General features: G+C 54.4%; 14 protein-coding genes. 6 read left to right on the forward strand and 8 right to left on the reverse strand.

The features are described from left to right. Positions 1 to 84 precede the first annotated feature (84 nt). Positions 85 to 1,248 (forward strand): phosphoglycerate kinase, encoded by a 1,164-nt coding sequence (locus tag QSV34_RS05725; RefSeq protein WP_289152753.1) that lies wholly within the window; start codon positions 85 to 87, stop codon positions 1,246 to 1,248. A 208-nt stretch (positions 1,249 to 1,456) separates the two neighbouring features. Continuing rightward, positions 1,457 to 2,521 (forward strand): class II fructose-bisphosphate aldolase, encoded by a 1,065-nt coding sequence (gene fba / locus QSV34_RS05730; protein ID WP_289152755.1) that lies wholly within the window; start codon positions 1,457 to 1,459, stop codon positions 2,519 to 2,521. Positions 2,522 to 2,578: 57 nt separating this feature from the next. Here the strand turns inward: fba and QSV34_RS05735 are convergent, their stop codons facing one another. From QSV34_RS05735 to QSV34_RS05755, 5 genes are all read right to left on the reverse strand, one after another. Further along, a complete protein-coding gene (locus QSV34_RS05735) occupies positions 2,579 to 3,637 on the reverse strand; it encodes a tetratricopeptide repeat protein (protein ID WP_289152757.1) in 1,059 nt (352 codons plus the stop codon). Positions 3,638 to 3,833: 196 nt separating this feature from the next. After that, positions 3,834 to 6,674: a TonB-dependent receptor plug domain-containing protein gene (locus QSV34_RS05740; protein ID WP_289152759.1), complete on the reverse strand. Its 2,841-nt coding sequence runs from the start codon at positions 6,672 to 6,674 to the stop codon at positions 3,834 to 3,836. A 233-nt stretch (positions 6,675 to 6,907) separates the two neighbouring features. Further along, the gene (locus QSV34_RS05745; RefSeq protein ID WP_289152761.1) at positions 6,908 to 9,850 is read right to left on the reverse strand and encodes a TonB-dependent receptor; all 2,943 of its coding nucleotides are present in this window, start codon (positions 9,848 to 9,850) and stop codon (positions 6,908 to 6,910) included. A gap of 105 nt (positions 9,851 to 9,955) precedes the next feature. Then, positions 9,956 to 10,957: a FecR family protein gene (locus QSV34_RS05750; protein ID WP_289152763.1), complete on the reverse strand. Its 1,002-nt coding sequence runs from the start codon at positions 10,955 to 10,957 to the stop codon at positions 9,956 to 9,958. A gap of 119 nt (positions 10,958 to 11,076) precedes the next feature. Further along, positions 11,077 to 11,610: an RNA polymerase sigma factor gene (locus QSV34_RS05755; protein WP_289152765.1), complete on the reverse strand. Its 534-nt coding sequence runs from the start codon at positions 11,608 to 11,610 to the stop codon at positions 11,077 to 11,079. Positions 11,611 to 11,690: 80 nt separating this feature from the next. Between QSV34_RS05755 and QSV34_RS05760 the strand changes: the two genes are divergently transcribed. Then, positions 11,691 to 12,653, forward strand: a complete 963-nt coding sequence (locus QSV34_RS05760) for an alpha/beta hydrolase (protein WP_289152767.1) — start codon at positions 11,691 to 11,693, stop codon at positions 12,651 to 12,653. A 10-nt stretch (positions 12,654 to 12,663) separates the two neighbouring features. Here QSV34_RS05760 and ppnN read toward each other — a convergent pair whose 3' ends face one another. From ppnN to rsmD, 3 genes are all read right to left on the reverse strand, one after another. Beyond that, positions 12,664 to 14,016: a nucleotide 5'-monophosphate nucleosidase PpnN gene (ppnN, locus tag QSV34_RS05765; RefSeq protein ID WP_289152768.1), complete on the reverse strand. Its 1,353-nt coding sequence runs from the start codon at positions 14,014 to 14,016 to the stop codon at positions 12,664 to 12,666. 120 nt (positions 14,017 to 14,136) lie between these two features. Then, a complete protein-coding gene (gene coaD / locus QSV34_RS05770; protein ID WP_289152769.1) occupies positions 14,137 to 14,619 on the reverse strand; it encodes a pantetheine-phosphate adenylyltransferase in 483 nt (160 codons plus the stop codon). 238 nt (positions 14,620 to 14,857) lie between these two features. After that, positions 14,858 to 15,439 (reverse strand): 16S rRNA (guanine(966)-N(2))-methyltransferase RsmD, encoded by a 582-nt coding sequence (gene rsmD / locus QSV34_RS05775; protein WP_289152770.1) that lies wholly within the window; start codon positions 15,437 to 15,439, stop codon positions 14,858 to 14,860. Between the two features lie 83 nt (positions 15,440 to 15,522). On the opposite strand from rsmD, the gene ftsY reads away from it, so the two are divergent. Genes ftsY through ftsX form a run of 3 tightly spaced genes read left to right on the forward strand, consistent with a single transcriptional unit; the run spans position 15,523 to position 18,239 of the window. Then, a complete protein-coding gene (ftsY, locus tag QSV34_RS05780) occupies positions 15,523 to 16,590 on the forward strand; it encodes a signal recognition particle-docking protein FtsY (protein WP_289152771.1) in 1,068 nt (355 codons plus the stop codon). After that, a complete protein-coding gene (gene ftsE, locus QSV34_RS05785) occupies positions 16,577 to 17,263 on the forward strand; it encodes a cell division ATP-binding protein FtsE (protein ID WP_289152773.1) in 687 nt (228 codons plus the stop codon). Before ftsY ends, ftsE begins: the two co-directional genes overlap by 14 nt. Next, positions 17,250 to 18,239, forward strand: a complete 990-nt coding sequence (gene ftsX / locus QSV34_RS05790; RefSeq protein WP_289152775.1) for a permease-like cell division protein FtsX — start codon at positions 17,250 to 17,252, stop codon at positions 18,237 to 18,239. Before ftsE ends, ftsX begins: the two co-directional genes overlap by 14 nt. Positions 18,240 to 18,336 lie beyond the last annotated feature (97 nt).

An 18,336-nucleotide genomic window follows, 5' to 3' on the forward strand; every position in this document is an offset into this window, starting at 1 on the left:
GCGTTAATTGGAACTGAGTAAGTGTTTAAAACTAGTGATGGGCTGCGTCTTTCGTCTCCCGTCTCTCATCTCACGGGTAACAAAATGACTGTAAAACTGATGACCGAACTGGATCTTGCCGGTAAGCGTGTATTGATCCGAGAAGACCTGAATGTGCCGGTAAAAGACGGTAAAGTGACTTCTGATGCCCGTATTCGCGCTGCGTTGCCGACCATTGAGCACGCACTGAATGCCGGTGCTCAAGTCATGGTAATGTCCCATCTTGGGCGACCCACCGAGGGCCAGTTTGAAGAGCAGTTCTCTATGGCGCCGGTAGCTGTGCATCTGGGTGGTTTGTTGAATCGCGAAGTGCCAGTGGTGGCTGACTGGCAAAACGGCCTCGAACTCAGCAGCGGCGAATTGGTGTTGCTGGAAAACGTGCGCTTTAACGAGGGCGAAAAGAAAGACGACGAAACCCTGTCGAAAGCCTATGCATCCCTGTGCGATGTATTTGTTATGGACGCGTTTGGTACTGCTCACCGTGCCCAGGCATCGACTCACGGTGTTGCCCGCTTTGCCCCGGTAGCCTGTGCTGGCCCGCTGTTGGCCGGTGAGCTGGATGCCCTGGCCAAGGCCCTGGATGAACCCGCCAAACCGGTCGTTGCCATCGTTGGTGGCTCCAAAGTATCCACCAAGTTAACCGTGCTGGAAGCGTTATCCGAGAAAGTGGATCAGCTGATTGTCGGTGGCGGTATTGCCAACACGTTTCTGGCTGCTGCTGGTCACTCGGTGGGTAAATCCCTGTGTGAGCAAGATCTGATCCCCGCTGCCCAATCGCTGGCGGGCAAAGTCAGCATTCCGCTGCCCACAGATGTGGTGTGCGGCAAAGAGTTTTCCGAATCTGCTGAAGCTACTCTGAAAAGTGCCGGTGACGTTGCCGATGACGATATGATCTTTGATATTGGCCCGCAGACCGCCGAGGCCTTTGCGAGTATTCTCGCTGGTGCTGGCACCATTATCTGGAATGGCCCGGTGGGCGTGTTTGAATTCGACCAGTTCGGCGAAGGTACCAGGGCACTGTCCTTGGCCATTGCCGACAACCAGGGATTCTCCATCGCCGGCGGCGGCGATACTCTGGCAGCGGTGGACAAATACTGCATAGCCGATAAAGTATCCTATATTTCCACCGGCGGCGGTGCTTTCCTGGAATTTGTGGAAGGAAAGGTATTACCCGCCGTGGCGGTGCTGGAACAACGAGCTAAAGATTGATGGGCTGCACGTCGCACGCTAAAAGCACCTTTCAATGTAGGTCGGGCTTTAGCCCGACAATGGTGGTCATCTAAAGCACCGAGGGTGTCGGTCTGAAGACCGACCTACAGGGTGCTTGGTTTTAGCGTGCGACATGCGGCGTCAGACGTGCGACCAAAGCCAGCTGATAATAGCGACAAAATTAAACGATTAACCAAGGAATACAATCATGGCCCTAATATCCCTTCGCCAAATGTTGGATCATGCCGCCGAGCACGGCTACGGCGTACCTGCATTTAACGTCAATAACCTGGAACAGATGCGCGCCATTATGGAAGCGGCGGACAAAACCGATTCCCCGGTTATCGTGCAGGCCTCCGCCGGAGCCCGCAAATACGCTGGTGCACCGTTCCTGCGCCACCTGATATTGGCAGCCATTGAAGAATTCCCCCACATTCCGGTGTGCATGCATCAGGATCACGGCACGTCTCCCTCTGTGTGTCAACGCTCCATTCAGCTGGGCTTTAGCTCGGTGATGATGGACGGCTCTCTGGAAGCTGACGGCAAGACCCCATCCAGCTATGAGTACAACGTAGACGTGACCAAGCGCACTGTGGACATGGCTCACGCCTGTGGTGTTTCCGTTGAAGGTGAGCTGGGCTGCCTGGGCTCATTGGAAACCGGTGAGGCCGGTGAAGAAGACGGCGTTGGCGCTGTCGGAAAACTGAGCCACGAACAGCTGCTCACCGATCCGGAAGAAGCGGCGGACTTTGTCAAGAAAACCGGCGTAGACGCCCTGGCAATCGCCTGTGGCACCAGCCACGGGGCGTACAAATTCACTCGCCCACCCACTGGCGATATTCTGGCCATCGACCGCATCAAGGAAATTCACGCACGCATACCCAACACCCACTTGGTGATGCACGGCTCGTCTTCCGTACCACAGGAGTGGCTGGCGGTGATCAATGAGTTTGGCGGCGAAATTCCCGAGACTTACGGTGTACCAGTTGAGCAAATTTGCGAAGGCATTAAACACGGTGTGCGCAAGGTAAATATCGATACCGACCTGCGCCTGGCATCCACCGGCGCAGTGCGTCGCTTCCTGGCGCAAAATACCTCAGAGTTTGACCCACGCAAATTCCTGGCAGTAACCACCAAAGCCATGACCGAAATCTGCGTGGCTCGTTACGAAGCCTTTGGTACTGCCGGCAATGCCAGCAAAATTACCCCGATCAGCCTGGAGAGCATGTTCCAGCGTTATGAGACGGGGGAGTTGGAGCCTGAAGTAAACTAATGTTTGCGCGAGCTTTTGACTTGAAAGGCGACCTTTTTGGTCGCCTTTTTTATGTTTTCAATTGCTGGCCAGCAAATCGAGCTTGCTGCGATAACGTTTGCGCAAGTACTCTAATTGCGAGCGCTCCTCGGCCTTGGCGAAATCTCGCTTGGCCTGTTGTTTATCTCCTAACTGATAGTGGTTGAGCCCTTTCAGGTAGTAGAAAAGGTGCTCATCGTCTTTTTTCGTGATGGCTTTGCTTAAGTGTTCAAGGCTTTGCTTGTATTTCTGGTCAGTGTAGGCCTGCCTGGCAAGCCAGAAGTAGTAATAGGGGTTGGCGTCACGGTAGTAACGCGCTTTTCCTGCGTGGGCTTTTGATAATTCAATGCGCCCCTGAGACAGGTAGAGCTTGGAAAGGTTATTGTGAGCGGTACGGTCGCGAGAATCTGCTTTCAAGGCGTAAAGATAAGCGGCTTCTGCGTAATCGTAGTGCCCCTGGCGTGAATAAAGTGCCCCTAGGTTGATCCAGATGGCCGCCTGCCGTGAATCCGTTAGCAGAGCCTTTTTCAAGTAGGTAAATGCTTCACGGTATTCCCCACTTTCCAAATGTTCCACTGCCCGGTTGCTGTAGTACTGCGCAAAAGCCGTTTTGTCGGATACCGGTTCCGTATCGTAATTGCCGCTGTAGTCTGGCAGATTGAAGTCCACCATATAATCTGGGTCGTGAGGATTTTTTACCAACACATTGATGTGTTGATTCAATACCACGAAGTCACCGCCACGGCGCCAGGATGGTGGAACATCCACCTGCTGATAGATGGCTTTCAGTCCAACCTCTCTGGCGAGTGCAACAAACAGGTTGGTAAATGCCAGACAGTTGCCGGCTTTTTGTTGGAAGGTGTCGCTGGCAGTCAGTGTCTTGTTACTGGTGTATTCAAGGTTTAGCAGGCCGTTGCTGTGCAGGGCATTCATCAGGGTGCGTAGACGGTGTGCTTTATTGCCATGGCGCTCTACATAGTTATCCAAAAAATCATGCATATCGTCACTGACGGCGAGAATATCCTCCTCGGGCAAAACCCACTCTTCGACTTCAATACCAAACAGTTTCTCACCGGATAACAAATCCTGCTGACTCAATACAGGAGTCCGGTGCACGACGCTGCTACAGGCCGCTAACACAAATAGCAGGCAGCTAACCAGAAAAACACGTAGTGGTTGTCGTAATACAGAGCCCATAAACATAAGACTAGCGCCTTTTGCCCAAATTCCCAAAAAACAGATAAAAAAGACCCGCTAAAAAGCGGGTCAATGAGAGGTGGTTATTTTGTATTGCTTAGAATCGGACGGTGGCACCTACATAGAAGAAGCGACCAATCGGATCGTAAACACCTGCTGCGGTACCAGTACCGGTATCGGCGTTCTCAGACGGCTCTGGGATATAGGGAGGATCATTATCCAGAGCGTTGTTGATACCCGCAGAGAACTCGTAAGTAGCACCGCTGTCACCTTCGAGTACGTAACGGGTGTTCAGGTCATGGTAACTTGCGTGACCGATATCATTGAGTGGGGAACCTTGGAACGCAGGTGAGTTATCTGCAGATCCTTGGCCGATGTAGCGCCACGTCCAGGAGTGGGTCCAGGCGCCGGTGTTCCAGCTCAAGCGGTTGTTCCACTTGACTTCATTGTAGCCAGGCTCACGCAGGTTATCTTCCAGCTCGTCAAAGATAACGCGCTCCCAGTCCGTGGTGAAGGTGCCGCGAGAGTTCCAGCTGAAAGTGCCTTCACCCAAACCAATATCTGCGGCATCGAACTGCCAGTTGAAATCGATATCAACACCTTGAGTGGACAGACGACCAATGTTTTCAATGCCGAAGTCCAGGCGGTTGATGATAAAGCCCAAGTTGGCTCCGTTACGCTGAATACCCACACAGAACGGGTTGTTGGGGAAGTCAGCTGCTGCGTAACACTGGTCCAGCTTGATTTGAGGCTCAATGGGTTCAACGGCATCTTCAATTTCAATATCGAAGTAATCCACAGTTAATGACATACCTTCAGCCCAGCTTGGGACGTAGACAAAGCCGATGGTAGTAGAGTCAGAAGTCTCTTCTGTCAGGCGTGGGTTACCGCTTTGGAAACCACCTGCGGAGGAGCCGTTCACACCGGGGTCAAAGTTGCTGGGAATGCCCAGTGAAGCACAGTTGGCAGCAGTATTTCCCGGAGCTCCGGCGCCACCATTGATACAGGGGTCTGTAAAGCTCTCGAAGGTTTCACTGCCGGGGTCAAACAATTCGGCCACATTGGGGGCACGAACAGCTTGTGATTGGGTAACACGTACAGTCAAGTCACTGAATGGCGTCCATTTCAGGCCAGTTTTCCACTGAGATACGCCACCAACGGTACTGTAGTCTCCGTAACGGTAGGCTGCGTCAAAGCCGAGGTAGTCGGCACCGGGGGCGTCCTGAATAATGGGTACATCCACTTCGCCGTAGATTTCCCATACATCGTAGTTGCCAGATACGGGTGCGGATGCGTTAGATGAGCTAAGTCCCGCTGCTGCCAAGGCGTCAACTGTACGGTCGTACTGCTCTTTGCGATATTCAAAGCCGGTGGCGTACTTGATCATGCCGCCGCCCCACTCAAACAGATCGCCGGTCAGGTTGCCGCCAACCACTTGTTGTTGCAAGCGGGCGTTGGAAGATGCGGGTACGCGGACATAGTCAACAGCTGCATCACTGATAGAGCCAACACCAAATACATCGATGGCTACACAACCCAAACTGCGAGCCAGAGCATCCTTACAGCGGAATTGCCCGGGGTTGTCGGGATCGGGCTCGGCATCCAGACCTTGTGAGAAGAACAAGGTGTTGAAATCACCGGTGCGATTCAGGCTGGCATTGGTTTGACCAAATTGATAATAAACATCCCAGCGAGAGCCGCTTTCCAGCTCACCTTCCAGGCCAAATGCGGCGCGGATAGTGTCACGGGAAGGGCTGGTTTGGCGGGGGCCAAGCTCGAAGAAACGCTTACGCCAAACGATATCATCATCGGCAGTCAGGGGTGAACCTGCGTCCGTATAAGCCTGGCGAATTTCATCCGGAATGAACGGGTTGTCACCTGGGATGGTCAGCGGGTTGGCACCTACAGACAGGAATTGACCGGCAATTGTTGGTTCCAGGTTGTTGCTGGTATCTGTTTGGGTGTACGAAGTTTCAACAAAGAACTTGGTATTTTCTGAAATTTCGTAGTTCAAGTTGACGTTGATGTTTTTGCGCGTCAAAGGCAGTTGGATTTTACGGAAAGCTGCGCGGTTAAAGCCGTCTTCAGCGGAAACGAAAGGCTTAACCCAGTCGCCATTGGCATCCTGAGTAACAAACCCGAATTGAGTTGAGCCATCCGGATTGGTTCCAATTGGGGCGTTGATGCTGCCTTGGGGAGCAAACGAACTAAATGACTGGAAATCGCCAAAAAAGTTGTCTGTGGCAGACAGTGGGCGGTCAATCGAGTCAACAGAGCTCAGCTCTTGCAGGCCAAGGTGTACCATGGCGTGACCTTTGCCGTCTGCAAAGGAGGAACCACCAGTGATGGATACATTGAAGTCCTGGCCATCCCCTTCATTGCTGATACCGTACTGGGTATCAATTTCCATGCCTTCGAAATCTTTCTTGGTAATAATGTTGATTACACCAGCCATTGCTTCGGAACCGTATACAGCAGAAGCACCACCAGTGATCACTTCGATGCGCTCAATAAAAGCAGCGGGAATGGAGTTCAAGTCAACAACAGACGGGTTGTCGATATCGCCGGAAACATGACGGCGGCCATTGACCAGTACCAAGGTGCGGGTTGTGCCCAGGTTGCGCAGGTCAACAGTAGCAATACCACTGGCAAATACGTTGAAGTTTGAAGTGGTTTGAGCAACACCGGGGATACCGGTAGATGGCAATTCAAACAGTGTGTCAGCGATATTGGTGTTGGCAGAAATTTTCAGAGTTTCCGCATCCAGTACAGTGACTGGTGTCGCGGAGGTCAGGTTGCCACGGGCGATACGCGAACCGGTAACCACTACCTCTTCATCAATGTTGGACTCTTCATCTGCAGCGAAGGCTGCCGGTGCACCAAGAGCGTACAGGCCAATGGCCGAGCTGATGGCAAGTGTTAATGGTTTTTTAAGCATTTTTGATCCCCTCGATTTTCATTACTGAATACTTATGCCCTGTTTTGGGCACTTCAGTCTGGAGACGAACAAAAAAGGTAATGCCTCAACAAAAAGAGAATAAAAGTTCCTCAATGAGGGAAAATAAATCGAAATAAGAAAAATATAACTACTGAGGCCGGTTTTTGGGTGTTTTGTTTCTTTTATTTGTCTTGTGGTAGATAAAAATCTTACCAATAAGATAAATATTGCAACTAAAAGTTGTGGGTGACTCGGGCATACCAGAAGCGCCCAATGCCATCGTAGTTGCGGCTGTCAAAGTTGTCGTTAAAGGCAGAGGCCAAAAATGGTGGGGAGGTATCGAGGATGTTGTCTATGCCAACCGCGAAGCGGGTCTTGTCCTGGTGCAGATATGTGTATTGCAGGTCATGGGTCAGCCAGGATGAAGAATCCCGAAAATTGTTGTTATTGGGTATTTGCTCAATTAACGAGTCAACAAAATTTATCGAATAAGCCGCTTCCCAATTACTGCGCTGCAGATAGAAATTAACATGAACCTTCCATTTCGGTAGGGAGCCGTTGCCGTCGGCGGCGGCGTCCTCAAAGCTGCCTGCCAAATCGTCCACAGGAGCCAGAGGGGATACCTGAGAGAGGTATTTTTGCAGGTAGGTGGCACTGATGTTGCTGGACAACACACCCAACCAATCCCAGTAGTAGTGCCAGTAGGCGCTCAGGTCAGCACCTGTTATGCGGCGCATGCCCAGATTCGCCTGGGTGCTGATAATGCGCACAATCTCACCATTGCTGTCGCGAATTACCCGGTCGGGAAAGAGTCCGGATTCCGCGTTGGCTGTTAGGAAAAATTGCGCATTGGCATCGATAATATCGTTCTGCGATATATCGAACAGGTCCAGAGTTAGCGACAGGTCTGCACTACTTTCCGGCTCCCAGCTGATGCCGAGCGAGGCATTGCGGGAGGTTTCAGGGGATAGCTGTTGATTTCCGCCCAGTAACGCCAGGAATTGATTGCGGTTTGGATCTGATTGTTGACTGCAGCCAACCAGTACGCCGACGTTTTCCGCGTTTGAGCAGGGATCTTGAAGTATGGGTTGATCCTGACTGACACCTTTATATAACTCAATCAGCGATGGCGCTCTAAACCCCTCGGAATAGCTGGCGCGCAGGTGCCACTCAGGGGCTGGTTGGTAGCGAATGGCGATTTTTGGGTTGGTGCTGGAGCCAAAATCGCTGTAATCCGAGTGGCGCAGGGCGACGCTCAGGTCGAGTTGGGTGCTGCCGTTGTTGCCTGCCAGTAGAGGCACCAGCCACTCCATGTAGGCTTCCCCGACATTGCGGCTGCCCAGTGAGTCGGCAAAGTTGATGCCGCCTGCCAGCAGCCCCTGTCTGGCCAGCGGGTCTGGGGTGGTGCTGATGGATTCGTGGCGTATTTCCAGGCCCATGGCCAATCCCAGGTCTCCGGCGGGCAGTGACCACAGATCGCGGCTAAGATCGAAGGTGAGGTTGCGCAGTTGTGTATTGCCAAGGGAATTGATGTCGGCGCCAATAAAATCTGCCTGCTGTTGGTTCAATGAGCCAGCGGGGGCAAACAGATTAATCGCGACACAATCTTCCGTGCATTCTGAGGCTGGTCCCACGCCTCGCTGCAGATTCGCCAGGTTCACCAGCCCGGTAACCTGCTCCCTTGCCCGGGTTTGGCTCCAGTTGTAGTGCAGTGACCAGCGCCAGTGGTCGTTGTTGCCATTGATGCCAAAGGTCAGTCGTGAGGCTTGATTTTCATTGGTTTGGTCGCGCCTCCCCAGCTCCAGCATGCGGCGGCGCAGGTCGGTGATTTCCTCATCGAAGGGATTGAAAGTGGCGTCTGCAGCAATTGTGACGGGCACCAGTTCAAAGGCGGTAAACAGGGGGCTGGGGGCAAACGCAATGGTGGACTCGGTCAACGTGTAACTGGCGGCCAAATCAACAGTGAGCTGCTTGTTGATGCGGTATTCGCTGTTGGCATACACGGAACTGCGTCGCGAAGGGGTCAGCGATGAGGTAAAAGCCGGGAAGTCAAACAGGTCTTCGTCGGTGGCCGCCCGAAAATCGCCGTTGTTGTCGCCAGTGGCACCCTCGTTGAGAATAAGGGTATTGTCATTGAACTCAAAACGAGCGCTGGGAGTGGCGGTGGAGCGATTGTCGATGCCGCCTCGGTCGCGGCCATCGGCACTGCGTGAGAAATCCCGGTCGCGGCTGTTAAAGCCGGATTGATCAAAATGGCTGGCGGCGATCACAAAAGAGCCCTGCTCTCCGCTGGCGCCCCACACCAGGCTGGTAGTGGCGGTTTCGTTGTCGCCGGCGCCGGTTTGCCCGTAGTAGGTTTCCAGCTGTAAGCCGTCAAACTTGCGGCGCAGAATCACATTCACCACCCCGGCAATGGCGTCGGAGCCGTAGACCGCAGAGGCGCCATCCTTGAGGATTTCGATGCGCTCTACGGCGGCAGCGGGAATGGTGTTCAGGTCGACGGCATCGCCGCCAAAGCCATTGCTGGCAACTCGCTGGCCGTTTAGCAGTACCAGGGTATTGCTGGCGGGTAGGCCTCGCAAAGTAACCGTGGCAGTGCCATCGCCGCCGTTGCTGACAGCGGTGCTGGTGGAGTTGCCGGAGATGATGGGTACAAATTTCAATTGATCAGACAGCGATTGAGCGCCACTCAGGGTTAATTCCCTGTTGCTGAGCACTTCCACCGGTGCAAATCCCATGGTTTCGTTGCGGCGCAGGCGGGAGCCAGTGATGGGGGTGCCGCGTACAATCACCTCTTCCATACGATCCTGAACGATACCGTCGCTGGCTTCACTGTTCTCCGGCTGGGTCGCTTTAACAATAGCAACCGCTTTAGGGGAGATCACCCTGTACTTCAGGGGCATGTTAGTCAGCGCGCTCTCCAATGCCTGCAACAGGGGCAACTCCCCCTGCAGCTTGCTGTTGCGCAGATCCCTGACCATGCGATGGGAGAAAACAATAGAGACTTTGGACTTGCGCCCCAATTCGATCAGGGTTTCGGAAAGGGGCTGCTCCGGGACGTCAAGGGATAGGGTACTGTGGATGTCGGCATAACTGATATGGCACGCCAATAGCGGCAGTGTCGCCAGACACCGCCGCCAACGTCTTTTCGCTTGGCTGCTGCCAAATTTCAACATATACGCCTAAAGCGGCATGGAGTGTCCGTACCATGCGCCGCATCAAAAGATTCAAAGTCCCTAGTATAGAACGATCTGAAGCGGATCGGGAGGACAGGATGTGGCCTAAGAGTCAGAAGATTTGTGCAATCTCAGGCGATCGTTGTTGAGTGTCGCGGTCAATGCCAGTGCTTCGGCAACTGCCTGGGCGGTTTCCAAGGGACGCTCCGTAGAGAATGTGCCAGAAATCGGAAGCTGTGCAGAGTCTGTAGCCGCGAGTTCAATCGGGGTTTTGCTGTAGCGATTGAGAGTGGTCACTACATCGCTGAGCGGGGTGTTGTCGAACACAATCTGGCTTTGGCGCCAGGCGGTCACTAGGTCGCTGTCGATGGCGCGAAGGTTGCGCAAGCCATCTTTGCTGTCGAAGCTGATTGCCTGACCTACTTCGACAAATTTCGGCAGACTGGGCTGGGCCTGGTGAGTGACCTGAACCGTGCCCTCGGTAACGGTAATTTCGGCGGCTTCATCGGTGGTTTTGTAGATATTAAAAGCGGTGCCCACAGCTTGAGCCTGGGCGCCGTCCAATTCCACTACAAACGGGCGTTGTTTGTCTTTGGCCACAGAGAAGTAGGCTTCGCCGTCAATCAGGTGCAACCAGCGCTGTTCATCGCTGTAGCTGACTTCCAGGGTGGAGTTGGTGTTGAGTTCCACCTGGGAGCCGTCATCAAGGGTGATGGCCAGGCTCTCACCGATAGCCGTGTGGTACCTGTCCAATTGCTGAGAGGGCACCAAGGTGATTACCAAGGCAACAACAATGGCTGCGGTGGCAGCAAATGCACCTGCGGCGCGCCAGCTGAACCACTGCTGCAGCCAGGAGGGCTTGGAGCATTCGGTTGAGCTGCTTTCTGTGGCGGGCTGTTCCAGTGGTAATTTACTGGCAACACCCAGATCGCCCCACATTTCCGCTACCTGATCGAACGCAGCGCGGTGATTTGCGCTTTTGGATACCCAGTCGGCAAACTGCTCAAGCTCAGAATTCGCCAGCTTTTCCGCACGCAGCCGAACCACCCAAGCACAGGCTTGGTCGAACAAATCGTCTCTGGATTGTGGTTGGGCTAGCTCAGACATGGCCGTTTATTAGTTTCCAAATAGCGTTTTTATTGCTGTGATCCTACGGTATAGACGTTTCAGACTTGTGAATCCGCAGGAATACTTGCAAAAAATGTGACAAAAGTGTGACCCGTCACTCATTCTGGGCCACCTATTTTATCAGTAAGCAAGGCTTGCCGGCACTGCTTGAGGGCTTCGAGGATGTATTTTTCCACGCTGCTGACCGAAACGCCCATCAGCTTGGCTATTTCGCCATAGGGCAGATTGCGGGTGCGGCTCAGCATAAACGCCTGGCGTACATTGCTGGGCATGGATTCAATGACGTGGTAGATGTCGGCGCTTTTCTGTTGGGCTTCCAGGAGCTGATCGGGTGAATCGCTGCTGGCGGATGGCTCGCTTTCTACTTTGGCGTGCTCTTTGTCCAAATAATTGTTCATTCTCGCCTGGCGGCGCAGCTGGTCTACCGACATATTGGCGGCCACCTGGAACAGAAAGGCGCGCGGGTTGTCCACCCGTTCAGGGTTATCCATGGTGTACAGACGCAGGAAAGTGCTCTGAGCGATGTCCTCGGCATCCTCGCGGTTTTTCAGCCGCTTGCTCAGGAAGTTCACCAGAGTGGGGCCGTGCTTTTTGATGAGGCGCTCTATGCGGCGCTTATTGGAATATTTCATCTGGTGTTTAGGGGTGGGAGTCTCTACCCTGTCGATGAACGCAATCTACCACAAAAAGGGGCAGAGGCGAGCAAGCGATTATGCGCAGTATTCAACTTGAAAGTACGGATTTTGAGGCAATTCGCAGCCAGTTGCCACAGCTTGCCTATCATTTGACCACTGATTCGGCGCCAACGCAGCCACTGCTGCAGCAATTCTTGTGTCAATATAACTTTCCAGCTCTGAACGACCCCCAGACGGCTTTACGGGTAGGCCAATTTGAGGTGGACAACCGCGTTATATGTTCCTACTACTGGGTTCCAGATCGCTGCCGTGGCACCACCTTTCTGGTGCACGGTTACTTCGATCATGTGGGTCTGTATGGCCACCTGATAGAACATTTGTTGTCTTGCGGTCAGGCGGTAGTGGCATTTGACCTGCCGGGTCACGGCCTGTCAGATGGTGAGCCATTGGCGATTGATCACTTTCGCAGTTACCAACAAGTATTGGAATGTTTGCTAGATAAATGCCAGCATTTCCCCAAGCCGTTTCACGGTGTAGGCCAGAGTACCGGTGGGGCTGTGTTGTTGGGGCTATTACAGCAATTGCATTCAGAGGGGCGGAGTACACCTGCTTTTGAGCGAACTTATCTTCTGGCTCCCCTGGTTCGGCCCTGGCAATGGCGGCGCAAATTGCTCAAGTTCTGGCTGCTGCGCTGGTTAGTATCCAGTGCACCCCGTGAGTTTGCGGTGAATTCCCACGATCGGGACTTTTTGCGCTTTTTGGAAAAAGGGGAGCCGTTGCAACAGCGGCATATCCCCCTCAGCTGGGTGCGTGCCATGGTACGGTGGGGGCGGGATTTTGCTGGGCCTGCCCCGTGCCGCTGGCCGATTACTGTTGTTCAGGGGGATTGCGATACCACTGTTGATGGTCCCTACAATATCAAGCGCATTCAGCAGCAGTTTCCACAGGCGGGTGTTCATATTGTGGAGGGTGCGATGCACCATATGGTGAATGAGCGCGAGGATATTCGCGCCCGTATCCTGAAGCTTATCGATTTGTAGCTCTTTCCAGTTAGCGAATCTCGTAACAGGGTTTGTATTCACCACTCAGTTTCATGCGCCGTTGCTGGACGAACTCCCTTAGCAGTTTGCTCATTTCTTCCATAATGGCCGGGTCGCCGTTGAGCTGGTAGGGGCCGTGGCGTTCGATTTGCTCGATGCCGTAGGCCTTCACATTGCCTGCCACGATTCCGGAAAACGCCCGGCGCAGTTCTGCCGCCAGTTGTTCCGTGGGCTGGCTGGAATTCAAATTCAAAGCCGCCATATTGGCATGGCTGGGCTCAAACGGTTCCTGCAACTGCCAGTGAATATGAGTCTGCCAGTCAAAGTAGTAGGCCAGCTGGTGCTTGCGGCGGTAGCGGTGTACCTGCTCTACGCCTCGCTTTACTGCGCGCGCCACCTTCTGTGGGTCGTCAATGATGATCTGGTAGCAGCGGCTGGCCTGCTCTCCAAGAGTGTTGCGCACAAACCGGTCCAGGCTGTCGAAATAGGCGCGGCTGCATTCCGGCCCGGTAAGAATAAAAGGCAGCGGGATATCGCGGTTATCCGGGTGCAGGCGAATGGCGATCAGGTAGAGAATTTCTTCCGTGGTGCCCGCTCCGCCAGGGAATACCACAATGGCGTGGGCCAGGCGCACAAAGGCTTCCAGGCGCTTCTCGATATCCGGCAGAATCATCAATTCATTGACGATGGGGTTGGGGGATTCCGAGGCAATAATGCCGGGTTCGGAAATACCAATATAGCGGCCGTTGGCTATCTGTTGTTTGGCGTGGCCGATGGTGGCGCCCTTCATCGGCCCTTTCATGGCGCCGAGACCACAGCCGGTGGCAATATTTATCCCTCGCAGGCCCAGTTGGTAGCCCACCAGCTTGGAATAGTCGTACTCCTCCCGGCTGATGGCGTGGCCGCCCCAGCACACCGTCAGGTTGGGTGCCGTGTTGGAAGGCAGGGCGTCGGCGTTGCGGGCAATGCGAAACACAATATCAGTGATTGCTTCGGCGTTTTCGGGAGGCTGCCGGGACAGCAGTTTGGTGTGAGTGAAGACAATGTCTCGCAAGGCAGCAAACAGATGTTCCTGAATGCCGCGAATCATCTTGCCGTCCACAAAGGCCGAAGCGGGTGCATTGGCCACCCGCAATTTCAGGCCGCGGGAAGTGGGTTCAACGCTGATATTGAAGTCACGGTAAGCCGCCAGCATTTCGGCGGCATCATCAATTTCGCTGCCGGTGTTCAGCACCGCCAAGGCACATTGGCGAAACTGGTTCAGTACCTCGGCATTGGTGTTAAGTAGCTCGGTGATCTCACGCTGCGACAGCAGCTCCAGGCTTTTGCTGGGGCGCACACTGGCTTGCTTGATGGTTTCCATACAGTGACCTATGGTGCTTTCTTGTCATTCTGAGCGCAGCGAAGAATCTCTTTGTTTGGCCAAAGTATGAGATCCTTCGCTGCGCTCAGGATGACATGGGAAAGTTCAGGATGACAGCAGTCAAAGGTTAAATTTTTTCTTTAAGGCGGCGGCGACTACCGGGTGAACAAAAGCGCTGATATCACCGCCGAGGGAGCCAATCTCCCGTACCAGGGATGAGGAAATGTAAGAATGTTTTTCCGCCGGGGTCAGGAAAATGCTCTCGGCATTGGCTGACAGGGCGCGATTCATATTGGCCAGTTGGAATTCGTACTCGAAATCGGATACTGCGCGCAACCCACGCAACACCGCCTGGGCACCGCACTGATGCAGAAAATCCACCATCAGACAATTAAAGCCTTTCACTTCTACCTTGTCGCCCAAATGGGCCAATGCCTGCTGGGCGAGATCAATGCGTTCTTCCAGAGTAAACAGTGGCCCCTTGCTTTCACTGCTGGCAATGGCCACTACGATGCGGTCAAACAGTCGGGTGGCCCGCTCCACCAAATCCACGTGGCCATTGGTGATCGGATCGAAGGTGCCGGGGTAGATGATTTTTTTCATAGTTATTAGAGCCACAATGGGGATATCGATAGTAGACAACTGATACGAAAGTCGCAAATTGATGTCGACACAAGATCCGTGGTGTCTGGTTGGGTGGTGCTTGCTGTAACTGTGGTCAGCAGGGCAGATTTTTGCTCCTGCAAAATCTGCATTTCCGCCATCCATGGCGGTCAGATGCTGACCTCAAGCACTCAGGGAAGGGTTTACGGCGTGTTACAGCAAGCACCACCCAACCAGGCTAGCTGCAGCGATACAGGCGATAGTTCACCTGGCCACTTTGCTTTTCCCGGTGCAGCTGCCATTGGGCGGGAACCATTGGTGATTCCTCAATAGCGCATTCCATATATATAAGTGCATCGGGTTTTAGCCGGTTTTGTTCGGCCAGAAGTGCGCAACAGGGTTCCAACAGCCCTTTGCCGAAAGGCGGGTCGAGAAATACCACATCAAAGGTCTTGTTGTTGGACTGTAGCCAGCAAAGCGCGTCCGCTTCTTCAACGTCGGCGCTGGCATCCAACACTTGGCAGTGGTTCTTCAATTGGCGGGCAGCAGAGGGGTTTTTCTCAACCAACACGGTATGAGCGGCACCGCGGGACAGCGCTTCCAGCCCCAGTGCGCCAGAGCCGGCAAACAAATCCAGGCAGTGGGCTCCCGGAAGTTCAAAACTGAGCCAGTTGAACAGGGTTTCCCGCACCCGGTCACCGGTTGGCCTCAGCCCTTCTAAATCGGGGAAACTCAACTTTCGACCGCGCCACTGGCCGCCAATAATGCGCAACTGATTGCCACCGCTGGGGCGTTTCGACGGGGGGCGTTTTGTTGACATGGGTACTTCTTCTGGCACAAAGAGGTGGTAGGATACACGACTTTATCCAACCCCCAGTACCGTAGTTACTAAGTAGTTATTTGATGTCTGACAATCACCAAAACAACCCTGCGGAAAACCCCTCGAAGGGTGGTCTTTTCGGCCTGTTTCGCCGCAAACCTGACGAACAGGACAACAGCCCGGCAGCGTCCACAGAAACCACAATCGAAAAACCGAAAACCTCTTTTCGCGAGCGCATGCGTCGCGCTCTGGCGCGTACCGGCGCTGGTTTTGGCAGCCTCTTTCTGGGCCGTAAAACCATTGACGAAGATCTGCTGGACGAACTGGAAACCCTGCTGCTGATGGCGGATGTGGGGGTGGAAACCACTTCGGAAATCATTGCCAATCTCACCGACCAGCTAAAGCGCAGCGAGCTCAAAGATGGCGCCGCCCTGCAGACGGCGTTGCAGTCCATGCTGCAAGATGTGCTGACTCCCTGTGAACTGCCATTAGTTTGCGACGCCAGCGGCGACGGCCCCTTTATCCTGCTGGTGGTGGGCGTTAACGGTGTCGGCAAAACCACTACCATTGGCAAACTGGCCAAGCGCCTGCAAAGCGAAGGCAAGTCGGTGATGCTGGCGGCGGGAGACACCTTCCGGGCCGCCGCTGTTGAGCAATTGCAGGCCTGGGGTGAGCGCAACGCCGTACCAGTGGTTGCCCAACACACCGGTGCCGACAGTGCGTCGGTGATTTTTGACGCCATTGAATCCGCTCGCGCCAAAGGCACCGATGTGGTGATCGCCGATACCGCCGGGCGACTGCACAACAAAAGCAACCTGATGGAAGAGCTGAAAAAAGTGCAGCGGGTGATCGCCAAGCTGGATGACAGTGCTCCCCATGAAGTGTTGCTGGTGTTGGATGCGGGTACTGGCCAGAATGCCCTGTCGCAAATGCAGCAGTTTAACGATGCGGTTTCTGTCACTGGCGTGGCGCTTACCAAACTGGATGGCACTGCCAAGGGGGGCGTTGCCTTTGCTTTGAGCCGCCGCTTCGGCGTGCCGATTCGTTTTATCGGTGTCGGTGAAGGCGCCGACGATCTACAGCCGTTTGTGGCGGAGGAATTTGTCTCTGCCCTGTTGGCCAGTGGCCTGAGCGACGATGATCAAATTTGATTCAGTGGGCAAACGCTACCCCGGCGGCAAGGAGGCGCTCAATGGCGTCAGCTTCGAGCTGCAAGCCGGTGAGATGGCCTTCCTTACCGGCCATTCCGGGGCGGGCAAAAGCACTCTGCTGAAACTGATTATGGCCATGGAGCGACCCACCCGTGGCCAGCTGTTGATCAATGGCAAAAACCTTGGCCGGTTGCATCGCAGTCAAGTGCCCTACTACCGCCGCAATGTTGGCGTGGTATTCCAAAACCACCAATTGCTGTTCGATCGCAGTGTGTACGCCAATGTGGCGCTGCCGCTGCAGGTGTCCGGTTTCCCTGTTCGCGATATTGGCAAGCGGGTACGGGCGGTACTCGACGGTGTGGGTCTGTTGGATAAAGAACGCGCCAATCCGATTAGCCTGTCTGGTGGCGAACAGCAACGGGTGGGCATTGCCCGTGCCCTGGTGCACAAGCCACGCATACTGCTGGCGGACGAGCCCACCGGTAACCTGGACCCGGAGCTGTCTGCGGAAATCATGGCGCTGTTGCGCCGTTTTAACGAAGTGGGGGTCACCATGCTGATTGCCACCCACGACATTGCCCTGATTTCCCAGCTTGGGTTGCGGCGCCTGATTCTCAGTCAGGGCCAGTTGGTGGGTGACAGTGCCATTGAGGGCGGCTATGTCTACCAGTAACGACAACGCTGGCCAACGCCATCGCGGCGCCCGTGAAAGCCGCACCGGAATCGGTGCCCGTTTGCAGGGGTGGTTGAATCACCATCGGGACAGTGCCATCAGCGCCTGGCGCAAAATGCGTGAGATGCCCCTGCAGGCCACCATGACGACCTTGGTGATTGCCATTGCCCTGGCATTGCCCGCCGCGCTTTATGCGGTGGTCAACAACCTTCAACAGGTGAGTGATGGCATTGAAAGCAGCGCCCAGATGAGCCTGTATCTTGAACATGGCAGCAGCATCAGCGCCGCCAACAAATTGCAACTACAACTGAAAACCCGCCCTCTGGTCACTCGTACCCAGCTGGTGTCGGCGGAAGACGCCCTGCAGGAATTTCAATCTCACTCAGGGCTTGGCAGTGCGCTTTCCCAGCTGGACGAAAACCCCCTGCCCCATGTGCTGGTATTGGAATTTGATCAAGCTGCTGTGAGCCCGGAGCAACTATCCGCTACGGCTGACGAACTGCAGCAGCTGCCATTGGTGGACAGCGTACGCCTCGACATGCAGTGGGTTCAGCGCCTGCATGCCATTTTGGAGATGGGCCGCCAGGTGGCTTTTGCCCTGGGCATCGCCCTCGCCTTGGGGGTGTTGCTGGTGATTGGCAATACCATTCGCCTGGCGGTGGAAAATCGCCGCGACGAAATTGTGGTGGTCAAGCTGGTGGGCGGTACCAACGGTTACGTGCGGCGGCCATTCCTTTATACCGGCTTGTGGTACGGCCTGGCTGGCGGCTTGCTGGGCTGGTTGCTGGTGTGCGCTGGCCTGTTGTGGCTAGGGGCTTCTGTGGCGCATCTCAGCGCTTTGTACGAAAGTGGCTTTCAGGTCGTCATTCTTGGGCCGACGGAACTGGCGGCCCTGCTGGTGGGTGGCGGCGGCCTTGGGCTGGTTGGCGCCTGGTTGGCAGTGGGGCGTCATCTGGGTGACATAGAGCCCAACTAGATTGCTTTGTAAAGTTTGATAAAGCTCAATGTATTTATAAAAAAGATAATATAAAACAGAGTCTTGAAGGAACTATTGGGGGCGGTTGCCAACCAAT

This window comes from Porticoccus sp. W117, assembly GCF_030341905.1.
Taxonomy (GTDB): Bacteria; Pseudomonadota; Gammaproteobacteria; order Pseudomonadales; family Porticoccaceae; genus SCSIO-12696.